The organism is Allobosea sp. 2KB_26 (genome assembly GCF_052115715.1).
Lineage (GTDB): Bacteria > Pseudomonadota > Alphaproteobacteria > Rhizobiales > Beijerinckiaceae > Allobosea.
The window spans coordinates 122,891-137,154 of the sequence record NZ_JBFRHE010000004.1; the positions used below are offsets into that span (position 1 = coordinate 122,891).

A 14,264-nucleotide genomic window follows, 5' to 3' on the forward strand; every position below is an offset into this window, starting at 1 on the left:
CCGCCTCCTTACGCCGTTGCCGGATCGGGAGGCTGGTTCTGCGGCAGGAAATCCTCTGCGGCGCCGGGCACGCTGTAGTCATAGGCCCAGCGATAGACCACGGGCAGGGTCTTGCCCCAGTTGCCGTGAGCCGGCGGTGTCTCGGGCGTCTGCCATTCCAACGTGGTCGCCCGCCAGGGGTTGCCGCCAGCCGGCTGGCCTCGCTTCAGGCTCCAGGCGAGATTGAAGACGAAGATGAGCTGGGCGGCGCCGACGATCAGGGCGACGACGGTAATGAAGCCGTTCAGCGTCGCCGTCGATGCTGGAACGAAGGCCATGTCGCCGATCTCGTGATAGCGGCGCGGCACGCCCATCAGGCCGATATAGTGCATCGGGAAGAAGATCAGGTAGGCGCCCAGGAAGGTGATCCAGAAATGAAGTTTCCCGAGGGTGGTATCGAGCATCCGGCCGGTGACCTTGGGATACCAGTGATAGATCGCGCCGAAGATGACGAGGATCGGAGCGACACCCATCACCATGTGGAAATGGGCGACGACGAACATCGTGTCCGAGAGCGGCACATCGACGACGACATTGCCGAGAAACAGGCCGGTTAGCCCGCCATTGACGAAGGTGACGATGAAGCCGAGCGCGAACAGCATCGGCAGGGTGAAATGGATGTCGCCGCGCCAGAGCGTCAGCACCCAGTTATAGACCTTGATGGCAGTCGGGATGGCGATGATCAGCGTCGTGGTCGCGAAGAAGAACCCGAAACTGGGATGCATGCCGCTGACATACATGTGGTGCGCCCAGACGACGAAGCTCAGCGCGCCGATGGCCACCAGCGCCCAGACCATCATGCGATAGCCGAAGATGTTCTTGCGCGCATGGGTGCTGATCAGGTCGGAGACGATCCCGAAGGCCGGCAACGCGACAATGTAGACTTCAGGGTGCCCGAAGAACCAGAACAGGTGCTGGAACAGGATCGGACTGCCACCGCGATAAGGGAGCTGTTCTCCCAGAGCCACGATGGACGGCATGAAGAAACTCGTCCCGATCAGCCGGTCGAGCAGCATCATCACCGCGCCGACGAAGAGGGCGGGGAAGGCCAGCAGCGCCATCACGGTCGCGGTGAAGATGCCCCAGATGGTCAGCGGCATCCGCATCAGCGTCATGCCCCTGGTCCGGCCCTGCAGCACGGTCACGACATAGTTCAGCCCGCCCATGGTGAAGCCGATGATGAAGAGGATCAGCGAGACCAGCATCACGATGATGCCCCAGGGCTGCCCGGGCGTGTTGGGGAGGATCGCCTGCGGTGGATAGAGGGTCCAGCCGGCCCCGGTCGCTCCGCCGGGCACGAAGAAGCCGGCGACGAGCACCAGCACGGCAAGAAGATAGATCCAGTAGCTCAGCATGTTGACATAGGGAAAGACCATGTCGCGGGCGCCGAGCATCAGCGGGATCAGGTAGTTGCCGAAGCCGCCGAGGAACAGGGCGGTCAGCAGATAGATCACCATGATCATGCCGTGCATGGTGATGAGCTGGTAATAGCGCTCCGGGTCGATGAAGGAGACGAGGCCGGGGAAGCCGAGCTGCAGCCGCATCAGCCAGGACAGGACGAGGGCGACGAGGCCGATCGCGAGCGCAGTCAACGAGTACTGTATCGCGATGATCTTGGCGTCCTGGGAGAAGACATATTTCGTGACCCAGCTTCTCGGATGATAGAGCTCGACATCCTCGACCTCGGCGGTTGATAGAGGTACGGCAGCGTCACTCGGCACATCGACCATCAAACCGCCTCCCGCTCTTCTTCAGCTGGCACGCCTCGCCGGAGGCGAGGCCGTCTTCGATCCCTAGTTTCTCGCCTGGGCTCGCGCCGCCGCAGTGAGCTGCGCGAAGGTCTTCTGTTGCTGGAGCCACGCGCGGTACTCGCTCTCCGGCTCGACGACGACACCCCCGCGCATGAAGGTATGGCCGGTGCTGCAGAGTTCGGCGCACAGCGCCTCGAACGTGCCGGTGCGGGTCGGCGTGAACCAGTAATAGGTGACGTTGCCCGGGATCATGTCCATCTTGGCGCGGAACTCGGGCACGTAGAAATCATGGACGACGTCGAGTGAGCGCAGCAGCACCTTCACCGGCTTGTCGAGCAGGAGATGAAGCTGGTCGCCCTGGATGATGATGTCGTCCTGCCCGCGCGCATCCTTGGGGTCGAGGCCAAGCGGATTCTCGGCGCTGACAAGGGTCACGTCGGTCGCGCCAAGCCGGCCATCGGCACCGGGCAGGCGATAGCTCCATTGCCATTGCTGGCCCACGATCTCGACCGTTGCAGCATCGGCTGGAACGGTGACGAACTGCTTCCAGACGACGAGGCCAGGCGCCAGCATGGCGGCGACTCCGATACCGGTCCCGATCGCGAGCCACCATTCCAGCCGCTTGTTCTCGGGCTCATAAGCGGCGCGATGTCCTTCGCGGTGGCGGAAGCGGAGCACGCAATAGGCCATGAACAGCACCACGGCAGCGAAGACCGTGCCGGTGATCCAGAAGGTGATGATGATGGTGTTGTCGATATAGTGCCAGTTGGAGGCGATCGGTGTCCACCACCACGGGCTCAGCAGGTGGAACGTCACCGAGCCGATCACGACCAGCGCAAGTACGACGGCAACACCCATGGTCGGTCACCTTTGCCTATGGCGGCGATGAACGGGGTTCGGCGGGCGCCGCGACGCGATCGAGGCGTGGCGACGTCGTGAAAGTGGGCTTCTCGTCGGCGTGAAAACGAGACCGCCTGCTCATGGCGGTGTCAGGGAGCGGCATGAACGGGTCGGGAAGGCAGACGGGAGGGAGGGCGCAGAGGGATCGCGTGGCGCGGGCTCGGACGAGCGCGTCAGCCGGTTTCAAGCGTCGCTTCCTGCTCGCCATCGCCGAACCTCCCGGTCCGTCAGACGATTGCGCGTCACATATGACGCCAAAGCTCCCGCCCAGGCTGCAAAGCGCTCTGCTTCTCAGCCTATGGTCGACGAATATTGTCCGACTGCGTTCGCTGGTTGTCAATCGAGGCCCCACGGGAGCCAGCTGCGCTATTGCCGCAGCTCAGCGCCGAGGGAGGCTATTTCTTCTTTCCCTCAGCGTCGAACTGCTTGAGGAAGGCAACGACATCATCGATTTCTTGATCGGATTTCAGGCCGGCGAACACCATCTTGGTACCGGGAATCTTGGCCTGGGGCGCCTTGATGTAGTCGCGGAACGTGGTCTCGTCCCAGGTGATGCCGGAATTCTTGTTGGCAGCCGAGTAGCTGTAGCCCTCGACCGACCCCGCCGGTCGCCCAAGCAGGCCGTTGAGCTTGGGGCCGACCGCGTTCTTCGCGGTCTCGCCGATCTGGTGGCAGGCGCGGCATCGCAGGAAGATCTTCTCGCCTGTGGTGGCGTCTCCTGCTGCCATGACTGGGTGGGAAAGGACTTGGAGAAGCAGGGCGGTCGTCAAGGCCAAGCGTATCATCGAAGGGCCTCCTTCGAGTTCGGTTCGGCCCGCCACCAGTAGCAGGCCGGCCCGCGCAACCCGTAGTCGCAAACCCTACACTATCATTGGTGCAGCTCCAATCTGCCCACGCTTGAAACCGCCCGCCTCAGTCATCGACATGGTCGTGCCGACCGACACGGGTTGATCGGTGCCGCCTGCTCACTTACCGGAAGTGTCGTGGGGCTGAGCCGAGCAAGGCGCGCGTTGTGCACTCCACTGGCCTGATGCGGTATGGTGGCTTGAACGCGCGCCGGGCTTGGTGCCGGGCAACCGACCGACATGAGGTCTGCTTGAAGAAGGCTGCTCAGGACGTCCGCAAGCAATGGCCGTGAGATCCTCGCGCTTGCTCGGGTTGGGACTGGATCGTGCCGCCCTCCGGCAAGCAGGGCTGCTGGCTCTTGCCGCCTGGCTCGCATTTGCTCTCGCATCGTCGCTTCATATCACCAACGCCTACTGGGCCGCGATGCCGGTCTGGGTCGTGGCGCAAGCCTCGCGCGGGCTCTTGTTCGCCCGTGGCTTTCTTCGGATTCTCGGAACGTTGATAGGTGCAGCCGTCGGCTTCGGTCTGCTGCATCTGATTCCCAACCACTATTTTCTCTTGCTCGCGCTCGGTCTGTGGGTCGGCTTCAACACGGCGCTGACGCATGTGCTGCGCGGCGTCACCGCCTATGGCGCCCTGATGAGCGGTATGACCGCGGCCATCGTCATCCTGCCAACGGTGTTCTCTCCCGAACGATCCTGGGACATCGCCATTGCACGGGTTGAGTGCACGTTGATCGGGGTGGCCGTGGTGACCTTGGTCACGGCGCTGTTCACACCGGCAGCATCGCGTTCTGCTCTCATGTCTCGGGCGCGGCTGATGGCCGGCCAAGCGGTGCGGTTCGCAGCCTTGGTGATCGAGGGCGTTCCGCAGGAGCAGCTTGCCGTAGCAGAACAGCAACTTCTCGCCGAGATGAGCAGCGTCACCCAGGCGGCGGATCAGATGACGGCAGGCTCGCTGCGGGGCTCGCGGCGTCGCAAGCGCGTCGATGCACTGGTCGCGGCCGCCTTGTTGGTGATGTCGGCAGGGCGCGCAGCTGCGTCGCGGGAAGCGTCGGGGGAGACCATCGCCAGGGCTCGGGCAGAACTTGACCGGTTGGCGCGACATTTCGAGCGGGAGACAGAGGCGGAAGGGGAGGCGCCGCTTGGCGAAGGGCTGGATCCCCGCCTGTCGGACAGTCTGCGGGGGCTGGTCGCAGCAGACACCGCACTGCGTGCGGACCGCCAGGCCGGAGATGAGCTCTCCGGCCGGGTGCCGGCCTTCCTGCGCAATCCTCATGGCGATTGGTCGCTGGGCACGACCGCTGGCGCGGTGTCGGGGTTGGCCACCTGGCTGGCTGGCTCTGCGGCCTATGCTGCAAACTGGCCGGTGGCGGAACTGGCAGCGCTGGGAGTTTGCATCTTCTCGATGGTCCTGGGCTCGCTGGCGCAGCCGCAGGCCATTGCACCGCATATGCTGAAGGGGGTGCTGGCTGGGGTGGCGGCTGCCCTGATCTATCGCTTCGGCGTGCAGCCGCATGTCCAGACCGTGCCCGAGCTGTTGGTTTCGGTGGCACCGTTCCTCCTGCTTGGAGGGTTGGCGCGCGCGAGCCGCAGGACGGCAATCGCGGCGATCGACGCCAATATGTGTTTTCTCCTGGCCAGCCAGGCGGTGTTGCCGGCCGTCACCAGACCCGCCGCAATCCTGAGCGAGGCCGGCGCGCTTGTCGCCGCTGCGGTGCTGGTGACAAGCAGCTTCATTCTGCTGCCGCGCAGGCATGACCGGCACGCGGCAAGGACCCGCGAGGATATCCGGCGAGACCTCGAGCGGCTCCTCGCCAATCCGCAGGCCAGGCGCGGGGCAAGCTGGGATCAGGGCATGACCCGGCAGATCATGCGCCTCACTCTGCACCTCGCCAGAGCCGGAGAAGGCGATTGCGGCGCTGCGCATGGCCTGCTTGGCGTGCTCAATCTCGGCATCGCGGCGACGGCGCTGCAGCGGTTGATGTCTGAGGGAAGGCTCGGGGACGAGGATCGGCGGCTGATTGCGCAGGGGCTCGCAGCTCTGGGGCGGTTCAGGACGGAAACGCCCAGACCGGAATTGTTCGACGAGGCCGCGCGAAAGCTCGCGAATGCCGAGGCCGCACGCGCAATGAAGGAGGCCGCAGCGGCATTTCGGCAGGCGGAGCCCTTTCTCACCGACGCCTAATGGCGCGCGCAGGAGGCCGCGTTGCGCTGGTTTCGCCTTGGGACCTGCGATGCCGCGTAGGCTCGGCGCTCATTCCGGTCAGGCCGCTTCAGCGGCACAGAGCCGGGATGTCGTCCTTAAACTTTCCCAGAGAGGTCGCGTTAGGCTGAGTGCTTCTTCACCCAGGCGACATAGGCATCCATCCAGCCTTGCAGAAAAGCCCGGCTGGATTCACCGATCTCGCCGCTCTCGGTGAACAACCCATCCTTGGCCTGGATGAAGATTTCCGGCTGTCCGAGTGTCGGCATGTCGAGATAGGCGAGGACATTGCGCAGATGCTGCTGCGCAATCGCTGTTCCGATAGCGCCGACCGACACGCCGAGAACACCGGCCGGCTTGCCGGCCCAGGCACTCTGCCCATAGGGCCGCGAGGCCTGATCGATGGCGTTCTTCAGCACGCCGGGGATGGAACGGTTATATTCGGCCGTGACGAAGATGACGCCCTGGGAGCCGGCGATCTCGGCCTTCAGCCGCTTCACGACCGGGGCCTGGTTGGCGTCGTCATCCTGATTGTAGAGCGGCAGATCGCCGATCGCGACCTGATGGAACCTGAACTCCGGCGGGGCCAGTTTGGCGATGGCCGTGGCAAGCTTGCGGTTGAAGGAATCACGCCGAAGGCTGCCGATCACGACGGCAATTCTGAATTCGCTCATGGTTTGTCCCATCACATCGTGCTGGTTGCGGCGTCGAGCCTAGTTCCCGCCACCCGATTTGTCGCGCACGATCATCCTGGCCGCGCGCCAACGTGATCAGGGTGATTGCGGGACCGGTCCAAGGACTGGTCCGAACCTTAGATCGAGCTTCCAGCCTTCTCCGCCGTCACCTCGGCATTCGCCGCCGGCCCTGCATCCTTGGCAGGGCGAGGCGCGCGCCAGTCGATGAGCCGATAGAACATCGGGATGAAGAAGGTGGCGATGAAGGTCGCAGCCAACATGCCGCCGATCACGCCCGTGCCGATCGAGTGCCGGCTCGCGGAGCCCGCGCCGCTGCTGATCGCGAGCGGAACGACGCCGAGAATGAAGGCGAGCGAGGTCATCACGATCGGTCGGAAGCGCAGCCGCGCTGCTTCGAGCGCAGCGTCGGCGGCACTCATGCCCTCCTGGCGCACAAGAACGGCGAATTCGACGATCAGGATGGCGTTCTTGGCGGCCAGACCGATCAGCGTGACAAGGCCGATCTGGAAGTAGACGTCGTTGGTCAGGCCGCGGAGCCAGACCGCAAGCAGCGCCCCGAACAGCGCGAACGGAACCGCGAGAATGACAGCCAGCGGCAGGGTCCATTTCTCGTACTGCGCAGCGAGGATCAGGAACACCATGATGATGCCGAAGATCATGGCTTGCGAGCCGGTTCCGCTGGTTGCGAGCTCCTGATAGGCCGAGCCCGTCCAGGCGATCTGGAAGCCCTGCGGTAGCTCGCGCGCCACCTCCTGCATCGCCGCGATCGCCGCGCCCGACGTGTATCCGGGCGCCGGGTTGCCCATCACCTTGGCGGCGGCAAAGGCGTTGAAGCGCTCGAACTGGTCGGGACCGGCGACGCGCACGGCTTTCACCAGCGTATCGAGCGGCACCATCTTGTTGTTGCTTGAGCGCACGAAGACCTGCTTGAGATCCTTCGGCGCCTGACGGAAAGCGGCCTCGGACTGCAGGTTGACGCGGTAGTTGCGCCCATAGAGCGTGAAGTCATTGACGTAGAGGCTGCCGAACGTGCTTTGCATCGTCTCGAAGACGGAGCTGATCGGCACGCCGAGCGCCTTGGCCATGTCGCGGTCCAGGTCGAGGCGGTACTGGGGAACGCCGGTGTCGAAGGTCGTGCGCACGCCGGCCAGCTCGGGACGTTTCGCGGCGGCTTCGACCAGTTGCGCGGTGGCGGCAGAGAGCGACTGGACGCCGCCTCCGGTGCGGTCCTGCACATAAAGTTCGAATCCGCCCGTGGTGCTCAACCCGCTGATCGGCGGCGGATTGAAGAACAGCACCATGGCGTCCTTGATCCCGATATTCATGCCGGTGAACGTCTTGACCAGGTTGCGCGCATCGAGGTCCGGGGTCCTGCGCTCGCTCCAGTCCTTGAGCGTCACAAAGGTCGTGGCGGCACTGGTCCGCTCGCTGCCGGAGAGAAGGTCGAACCCCGAAATGGCGAAGACATTCTCGACGGCCGGGTGCTTGCCGATATTGGTGGCGGCCTCATCCATCGCGGCCACGGTGCGGTTCAGCGACGCGGCCGGAGGCAGGATGGCCACCCCAAGCAGCACGCCCTGGTCTTCGTCTGGAACCAGCGAGCCCGGAACGATCCGGAACAGGATGCCGGTGCCGGCGATGAGCACGGCGAAGAGAACGAGGCCGATGGCGAAGCGCTTGATGAGGAAGCCGACGCCGGAGACATAGCCGCTCGTCAGCTTGTCGAAGAAGCGGTTGAACAGCCGGAACGGCAGTGCCGGCTCCTGATGGCCGGGCTTCAGGATCAGTGCGCACAGGGCCGGAGTCAGCGTCAGCGCGACGATGCCCGAGATCGTGACCGACAGGGCGATCGTGACCGCAAACTGCTTGTACATCGCACCGGCCAGCCCGCCCATGAACGACACGGGGATGAAGACCGCGCACAGCACCAGGACGATCGCGATGACCGGTCCGGTGACTTCGCCCATCGCCTTGATCGAAGCCTTCGCGGCGACAGATGCTCTGTCGCCATGATTCGCTCGACGTTTTCCAGAACCACGATCGCGTCGTCGACCACGATGCCGATGGCGAGGACCAGGCCGAACAGGGTGAGCAGGTTGATCGAGAAGCCGAACATGTACATGCCGGCAAAGGTGCCGATGATCGAGATCGGTACGGCAATGACCGGGATGAGCGTGGCCCGGAAGTTCTGCAGGAAAAGGAAGACGACGAGGATGACCAGGACGATGGCCTCGACGAAGGTCTTGACCACCTCCTCGATCGAGACCTGGATGAACTTCGTCGTGTCGTAGGGAATGCTGTAGGCCATGCCCTCCGGGAAGGACTGCTTCAGTTCTTCCATGCGGCTCTTGAGCGCCTCCATGGTCGAGAGCGCATTCGCTCCGGTCTGAAGATAGACCGCGAGTGGCACCGCAGGCTTGCCGTTGAGCTTGCTGTCGACGGTATAGCTGGCCGATCCGAGCTCGACCCGCGCCACATCCTTGAGCCTGAGCGTCGCCGCGTTGATGTCGGAGCGCAGGATGATGTTGCCGAACGCCTCGGCATCCGGGAGACGCCCCTGGGTCGTGGCGGAATAGGTGAAGGGGGTCGATGGGTCGTTCGGCTCATCGCCGAAGCGGCCGGCTGCGAACTGGGCATTCTGTTCGCGAATGGCTGCCGCGACATCGGTCGTCGTCAGGCCGTAGCGGGCGAGCTTGTCGGGGCTCAGCCAGATCCGCATCGAGTAGTCTCGCTGCCCGAGCAATGCCGCGTCGCCGACGCCGGGAATGCGCTTCAGATCGTCAATGACGTTCAGCAGGGCATAGTTGCCGACATAGGTCGTGTCGAAGCGGTCGTTCTCCGAATACATCGCCACGAGGCCGAGGATGGAGGTCGAGCGCTGGCTGACCGTCACGCCGAGCCGGGTGACCTCTTGCGGCAAGGTCGGCGTCGCGCGCTGGACGCGATTATTGACGTTGATCGTTGCCTGATCGGGATCGGTGCCCTGAGCGAATGTCACCGTCAGCGACATCTGGCCGCTGCTGGAGTTCGAGGACTGCATGTAGAGCATGCCCTCGACGCCGTTGATCTGCTGCTCGAGCGGCGCTGCCACCGTCTGCGCGATCGTCTCGGCGCTGGCGCCGGGATAGGTGGCGCTGACGACGATCTGCGGCGGCGTCAGCTCGGGATATTGCGCGATCGGAAGCACGCGGATCGCGACGATGCCGGCAAGCACGATGACGATCGAGATGACGGCGGCGAAGACGGGCCTGTCGATGAAGAAGCGATTCATGGCTTGGCAGCTCCGGGCGCCGCGGCGGCGATCGTGACCGGAGCGCCGGGACGAACCTTGATAATCCCTTCCGTGATCAGCTTGTCGCCGGGCTTGAGGCCTGAGGTGACGATCCAGCCGTCAGAGACCTGACGTCCGAGTACGACCGGGCGGGCTTCGGCCTTCCCCTGGCTGTCGACCGTGTAGACGAACTGTCCGCGGGGCCCCTGCGAGACGGCAGCCTGCGGAACGACGATGGCGTCGTTGAGAACGACCCCCATCACGATCGCGCGCAGGAACTGGCCGGGCAGCAGGCGATGCTCGGGATTGGGGACAACGGCACGCAGCCGCAGCGTCCCGGTTTCCGGATCAAGGCCGGAGGAGGCGAAATCGATCACGCCAGGTTGAGCATAGACGCGGCCATCGCCATAGGTGAGCGTGACAGAGAGGACCTCTCCGGCACGCTCCCAGATGCCCTGTGCTTCGAGCAGTGCCCTCACCTCGGCAACTTCGCTCTCGCTGGAGTTGAAGATGACATAGACGGGGTCGAGCTGGGTGATCTTGGTGAGCAGGCTGCTGTCGCCCGTGGTGCCGATCAGGCTGCCCTCGGGCAACTCCTCGCGACTCGTGACCCCACTGATCGGCGCCCTCACATTGGTGTAGCCGAGATTGAGTTCTGCGACGTTCAGGTCGGCGTGGGCGACGGCGACCGACGCCGTCGCGAGCTCCTTGGCGGAGAGGGCATCATCGCGCGCCTTTTCCGTACCGGAGCCGCTCTGGGCCAGCCGCGTATAGCGTTCGGCATCGCGCGTCGCCTGGGCGAGTTGTGCCTCCGCCTGCTGGAGCTGTGCCTTGGCCTTGGCGACGTCCGCCTCGTAGCGCCTCGGGTCTATTTCGAAGAGGATGTCGCCGGCCTTGACCTCGGCGCCCTCGACGAAATTCCGCTTCAGCAGAATCCCGCCAACCTGGGCCCGGACCTGAACCTCCCGCGAGGCCTCGACGCGTGCGGCATACTCGAATGTCAGCGGGACCTTACCGGCTTTGACCTCGACCACGGTCACCTGGGGCGGGGGCGCAGCCCCCTGCGCCCGGGCCACGGTTGCTGCGCCAAGCAGCGGCCAGATGAAGGCAAGGCAGAAGAGCGCGAAACGGCGCCGCGGCGTGGAGGTGGTCATCCGTCGCATCCTTCCAATGGTGCAGGTCGCGGCGCGTTCGCCGTCGGGGCATCGTGCAGTCTTCCATGAGCGAGGCCCGCATCAAACCACAAGTCTTGCCCGCCGGAATCGCGGGCGGCCTTCATCGCACGTGCGGGAGCATGAGGCTGGGAAGGCCTCTCGCTAGTGGGGCTTGGAGAGGAATACGGCGATGAGATTCTCAAGGAAGTGCTCCTGAAACTGGCTGCGATCCATGGGGCTCGCGGACAGGGATTGAACGAGGTCGGGCGCGGTCGAGGGCCAGAAGAATGCGCCGGCGAGAATCGAGAAGGCGATGAAGGGGTCGCTCGCATGCGTGACACCTTCGCGAACCGCCTGGTCGAGAAGCGGTATGAAGGCATCGAGTGCTGGACGAAGCAGGCGCTCCTTGAGGGCGGCCAGTCGCGCCCCGCTCTCCCGCGCTTGCTGCGCGATGAAGAGGCCGAGTTCCGGGTGGCTGAAATGGAAGAGCACCATCAGGCGGATGGCATCGCTCATTCGCTCCCTGACTGGGCGTGTCTCGGCCGTCAGACGTCGGATCTCGGCGTGCAACTGCGTCGTATACGAGGCGACATGGTCGATGCTCGCGAGCCAGAGCCCTTCCTTTCCGCCAAAATGCACACGCACCAGCCCAGGGTCGACCTTGGCGGCAGCGGCCAGGCTACGCAGATCGACGCTGTCATAGCCATGACGCGCAAAAGCGCTCGTCGCAGCGAGAAGCAGAGCCTCGCGGCCCGGCATCTGGTCCTTGAGCCGCCGACCGCGAGGGCGCGGAGCTGGAACGGGGGAAGTGGATCGGTCGGATCGGGGCATTGCTCGGATGATTGTTATAAAATCTACAAGTGAGGATATTTCAGCGTGACGCGGGACGCAAGGGCGCACGCGATCGCTTGGCGACGGCCATCCTCACGAGATTGTTACGCAAAGGGAGATGCTGGCCTGGCCAAGGGTCATGCCGAACATGGCGCAATGTCGGCGGCGGCGCGAGACGATCCTCTCAGGCGGATGGAAGTCGCGCGGCCCGCAGCTTCCGCACAAGGAGGGGGAGTATCTGAAACGATACCCGAAGCGATATTCATCAACCCGGTGAGATGATGCTCTGGAATTTTACGAACGTTATGATTTACTTGTACCGGGGAAACCGTACTCCTGGTCATTGGATGGTATATTTGAATCGGTCCTGACTTGCGGCGGAGCTGTCGTCGCCGATGGGGCTCGTCGTCGAAATCGGGGTTTCAGGTTCTCAAGTATTTTCGAGAAGTTTCACGCCAGGCTCTCTGAGAGAGGAGTAACGCAAGGATTCGACTGGTTAAAGTACTAGGTGATTGGAACAAGTATCAGGTAACGCTGTTCTGAATCTCCAGCGGGGGGCTGGGTATGACCAAGGATAACGGCAGCGGGGAACGTATGATCTGGTCTGAACTGGCCGGGCAGATGGTCGCAATCTCGTCGCCGGAATGGTGCCACGAGCGGGATGTCGACTATCTGCTATGGCTGCCTTCGCTGGAACGGGGCCGGGTGCTGCGTCGATATCCACCGGAGATCGCCGAGCGTCTCTGCGCCGACATCGAACGCTTGCGGGACATCCGAAAACGCCGCTGAGCCCGCGGTCATCGCAAGCGGCGGATTGCATTCGTGCGACCCGCCGCGTCTGACCGTTCAGGGCTTGACGATCCACTCATGGGCCGGATCGTTGGCGAACTTCCAAACCCGCTTCGGACCCGCCATTACGTTGAGATAATACAGCTCATAGCCGTGCGGTGCTGCGACCGGATGATAGCCCCTTGGCACCAGCACGACATCGCCATCCTCGGCGCAGAGCGTCTCATCGAGCGAACGGTCGTCGGTATAGACGCGCTGCAGCGCAAAGCCCTGGGGCGGCGAGAGCCGGTGGTAATAGGTCTCCTCCAGCAGCGATTCCTGCGGCAGCCTGTCCTGGTCATGCTTGTGCGGCGGATAACTCGACCAGTTGCCTGACGGGGTGATCACCTCGACGACGAGCAGGCCATCGGCGGGCTCGGTCTCGGGCAGGATATTACGGACATGGCGGGTGTTCGTACCGCTGCCGCGGGTCATGCAGCCGACATCCCCTGGCGCGATCACCCGCGGCTTTGAGCCCGGGTTTCCCGGTGCCGAGCAGATCGCCAGCTCGCAGGGACCCTGCGCCGTCACGGCAAAGCGCAGCCCGGCCGGGACATAGAGCGACCAGGGGTCGGGTTCGAATGGCGAGGATCGCCCGCCAATGATGCCGAAATCGGTGTCCTCGACCATGGCCGCGGCCTTCCCCGACAGCAGGACGACGCAAACCTCGCGGTCTCCGGTCTCCCGTTCGAGCACCTGTCCGTCGGCAAGCCGGTGGACGTCGAAGCCGACATGGCCCCAGCCGGCCGATTCCGGGGTGACGTGATGGATGCGGCCGTCCTGATCTGGGGCGGATGGTTTGACGAGCAGCTTCGACATGGCGCATCCGGGCCTCAGACGAGCCCGGCCTCCTTCAGGCTGTGCTTGAGATGGGCGACGCCCTTCTTGGCATAGGTCAGCGGATGGGCCTTTTCCGGATCCTGCTCGGCTTCGACCACGACCCAGCCGGAATAGCCCGGCAATGCGCGAAACACTGCGGGATAATCGATCATCCCGTCGCCCGGCACGGTATAGATGCCGAGATCGCTGCCCTTGCCGAGAACGGCGTCAAGGAAGCTCCAGCCTTCCGCCGCTGCCTGCGTCATGACATGCGGGCGCACGTCCTTGGCGTGGACATGGCTGATCCGCTCGCGATAGCGCGCGGCGAGCGCGGCTGGGTCCGAGCCACCCCAGGTGGCATGGCCGGTATCGAGCAGGAGATGCACGGCAGAACCCGTCGCCGCCATGAAGGCGTCGATATCGGCCTCGCTCTGCACGATCGTGCCCATGTGGTGATGATAGACCAGCCGGACGCCCTCGCTCAGCGTGCGCTCGGCAACCTGCGTGATCCGCCGGCCGAACTCGGCCCAATCCTGCGCGCTCATCACAGGGCGCTGTGAGAGCGGTTTCGAGCGGTCGCCATGGATCGCATTCGATGTCTCGGCGAAGACCAGCGCGGTCGAGCCCATGGCCTTGAGCAGATCGAGATGCGGCCGCAGATGGCGCATCTCCTCGTCGGCGTCGCGCTGCAGCAGTTCAGCTGAATACCAGCCCGAGATGCAGTCCATGCCGAAGGGGGCGAGAGCCGCCTTCAGCGCTGCCGGCTGCCGTGGGAACTTGTGACCAAGCTCCATGCCGGTGAAGCCGGCCTCGCGTGCCTCGGCGAGGCAGGTTTCGAGCGGTGTCGCGCCGCCGATTTCCTGGAGATCGTCATTCGACCAGCCAATCGGGTTGGCACCAATGCGGATGGGCATGGAAAACTGTC

The 14,264-nt window shown here is 64.2% G+C and carries 10 protein-coding genes and 1 pseudogene; 2 read left to right on the forward strand and 9 right to left on the reverse strand.

From position 1 onward, the window contains the following. Positions 1–8: 8 nt before the first annotated feature. The 3 genes from AB4099_RS14050 to AB4099_RS14060 all read right to left on the reverse strand — a co-directional run bounded on the left by AB4099_RS14050 (position 9) and on the right by AB4099_RS14060 (position 3,475). Complete coding sequence (locus AB4099_RS14050; protein WP_441478514.1) at positions 9–1,769, reverse strand: cytochrome c oxidase subunit I; 1,761 nt, start codon at positions 1,767–1,769, stop codon at positions 9–11. A gap of 63 nt (positions 1,770–1,832) precedes the next feature. Further along, positions 1,833–2,648, reverse strand: coding sequence for a cytochrome c oxidase subunit II (locus AB4099_RS14055; protein ID WP_441478515.1), 816 nt, complete (start codon positions 2,646–2,648; stop codon positions 1,833–1,835). 437 nt (positions 2,649–3,085) lie between these two features. Continuing rightward, complete coding sequence (locus tag AB4099_RS14060) at positions 3,086–3,475, reverse strand: c-type cytochrome (protein ID WP_441478516.1); 390 nt, start codon at positions 3,473–3,475, stop codon at positions 3,086–3,088. Between the two features lie 343 nt (positions 3,476–3,818). Between AB4099_RS14060 and AB4099_RS14065 the strand changes: the two genes are divergently transcribed. Next, positions 3,819–5,723: an FUSC family protein gene (locus tag AB4099_RS14065; RefSeq protein ID WP_441478517.1), complete on the forward strand. Its 1,905-nt coding sequence runs from the start codon at positions 3,819–3,821 to the stop codon at positions 5,721–5,723. A 140-nt stretch (positions 5,724–5,863) separates the two neighbouring features. Here the strand turns inward: AB4099_RS14065 and AB4099_RS14070 are convergent, their stop codons facing one another. The 4 genes and pseudogenes from AB4099_RS14070 to AB4099_RS14085 form a co-directional block, all read right to left on the reverse strand. Next, a complete protein-coding gene (locus AB4099_RS14070; protein ID WP_113515636.1) occupies positions 5,864–6,415 on the reverse strand; it encodes an NADPH-dependent FMN reductase in 552 nt (183 codons plus the stop codon). 137 nt (positions 6,416–6,552) lie between these two features. After that, positions 6,553–9,707: pseudogene (locus AB4099_RS14075) on the reverse strand (efflux RND transporter permease subunit). After that, the gene (locus tag AB4099_RS14080) at positions 9,704–10,861 is read right to left on the reverse strand and encodes an efflux RND transporter periplasmic adaptor subunit (protein WP_441478518.1); all 1,158 of its coding nucleotides are present in this window, start codon (positions 10,859–10,861) and stop codon (positions 9,704–9,706) included. The pseudogene AB4099_RS14075 and the gene AB4099_RS14080 overlap by 4 nt, the downstream one beginning before the upstream one ends. Positions 10,862–11,023: 162 nt before the next feature. Continuing rightward, the gene (locus AB4099_RS14085) at positions 11,024–11,620 is read right to left on the reverse strand and encodes a TetR/AcrR family transcriptional regulator (RefSeq protein ID WP_441478519.1); all 597 of its coding nucleotides are present in this window, start codon (positions 11,618–11,620) and stop codon (positions 11,024–11,026) included. A 636-nt stretch (positions 11,621–12,256) separates the two neighbouring features. Between AB4099_RS14085 and AB4099_RS14090 the strand changes: the two genes are divergently transcribed. Then, positions 12,257–12,481 (forward strand): hypothetical protein, encoded by a 225-nt coding sequence (locus AB4099_RS14090; RefSeq protein WP_441478520.1) that lies wholly within the window; start codon positions 12,257–12,259, stop codon positions 12,479–12,481. Positions 12,482–12,538: 57 nt separating this feature from the next. Here the strand turns inward: AB4099_RS14090 and iolB are convergent, their stop codons facing one another. Beyond that, on the reverse strand, positions 12,539–13,339 hold the full coding sequence (iolB, locus tag AB4099_RS14095; protein ID WP_113515631.1) for a 5-deoxy-glucuronate isomerase: 801 nt from the start codon (positions 13,337–13,339) through the stop codon (positions 12,539–12,541). 14 nt (positions 13,340–13,353) lie between these two features. Further along, positions 13,354–14,253: a myo-inosose-2 dehydratase gene (gene iolE / locus AB4099_RS14100; RefSeq protein WP_441478521.1), complete on the reverse strand. Its 900-nt coding sequence runs from the start codon at positions 14,251–14,253 to the stop codon at positions 13,354–13,356. Positions 14,254–14,264 lie beyond the last annotated feature (11 nt).

Coding starts and splice junctions, on each gene's coding strand:
- AB4099_RS14050 (WP_441478514.1), bottom strand. CDS start 1,769: ATGGTCGATGTGCCGAGTGACGCTGCCGTACCTCTATCAACCGCCGAG.
- AB4099_RS14055 (WP_441478515.1), bottom strand. CDS start 2,648: ATGGGTGTTGCCGTCGTACTTGCGCTGGTCGTGATCGGCTCGGTGACG.
- AB4099_RS14060 (WP_441478516.1), bottom strand. CDS start 3,475: ATGATACGCTTGGCCTTGACGACCGCCCTGCTTCTCCAAGTCCTTTCC.
- AB4099_RS14065 (WP_441478517.1), top strand. CDS start 3,819: ATGGCCGTGAGATCCTCGCGCTTGCTCGGGTTGGGACTGGATCGTGCC.
- AB4099_RS14070 (WP_113515636.1), bottom strand. CDS start 6,415: ATGAGCGAATTCAGAATTGCCGTCGTGATCGGCAGCCTTCGGCGTGAT.
- AB4099_RS14080 (WP_441478518.1), bottom strand. CDS start 10,861: ATGACCACCTCCACGCCGCGGCGCCGTTTCGCGCTCTTCTGCCTTGCC.
- AB4099_RS14085 (WP_441478519.1), bottom strand. CDS start 11,620: ATGCCGGGCCGCGAGGCTCTGCTTCTCGCTGCGACGAGCGCTTTTGCG.
- AB4099_RS14090 (WP_441478520.1), top strand. CDS start 12,257: ATGACCAAGGATAACGGCAGCGGGGAACGTATGATCTGGTCTGAACTG.
- iolB (WP_113515631.1), bottom strand. CDS start 13,339: ATGTCGAAGCTGCTCGTCAAACCATCCGCCCCAGATCAGGACGGCCGC.
- iolE (WP_441478521.1), bottom strand. CDS start 14,253: ATGCCCATCCGCATTGGTGCCAACCCGATTGGCTGGTCGAATGACGAT.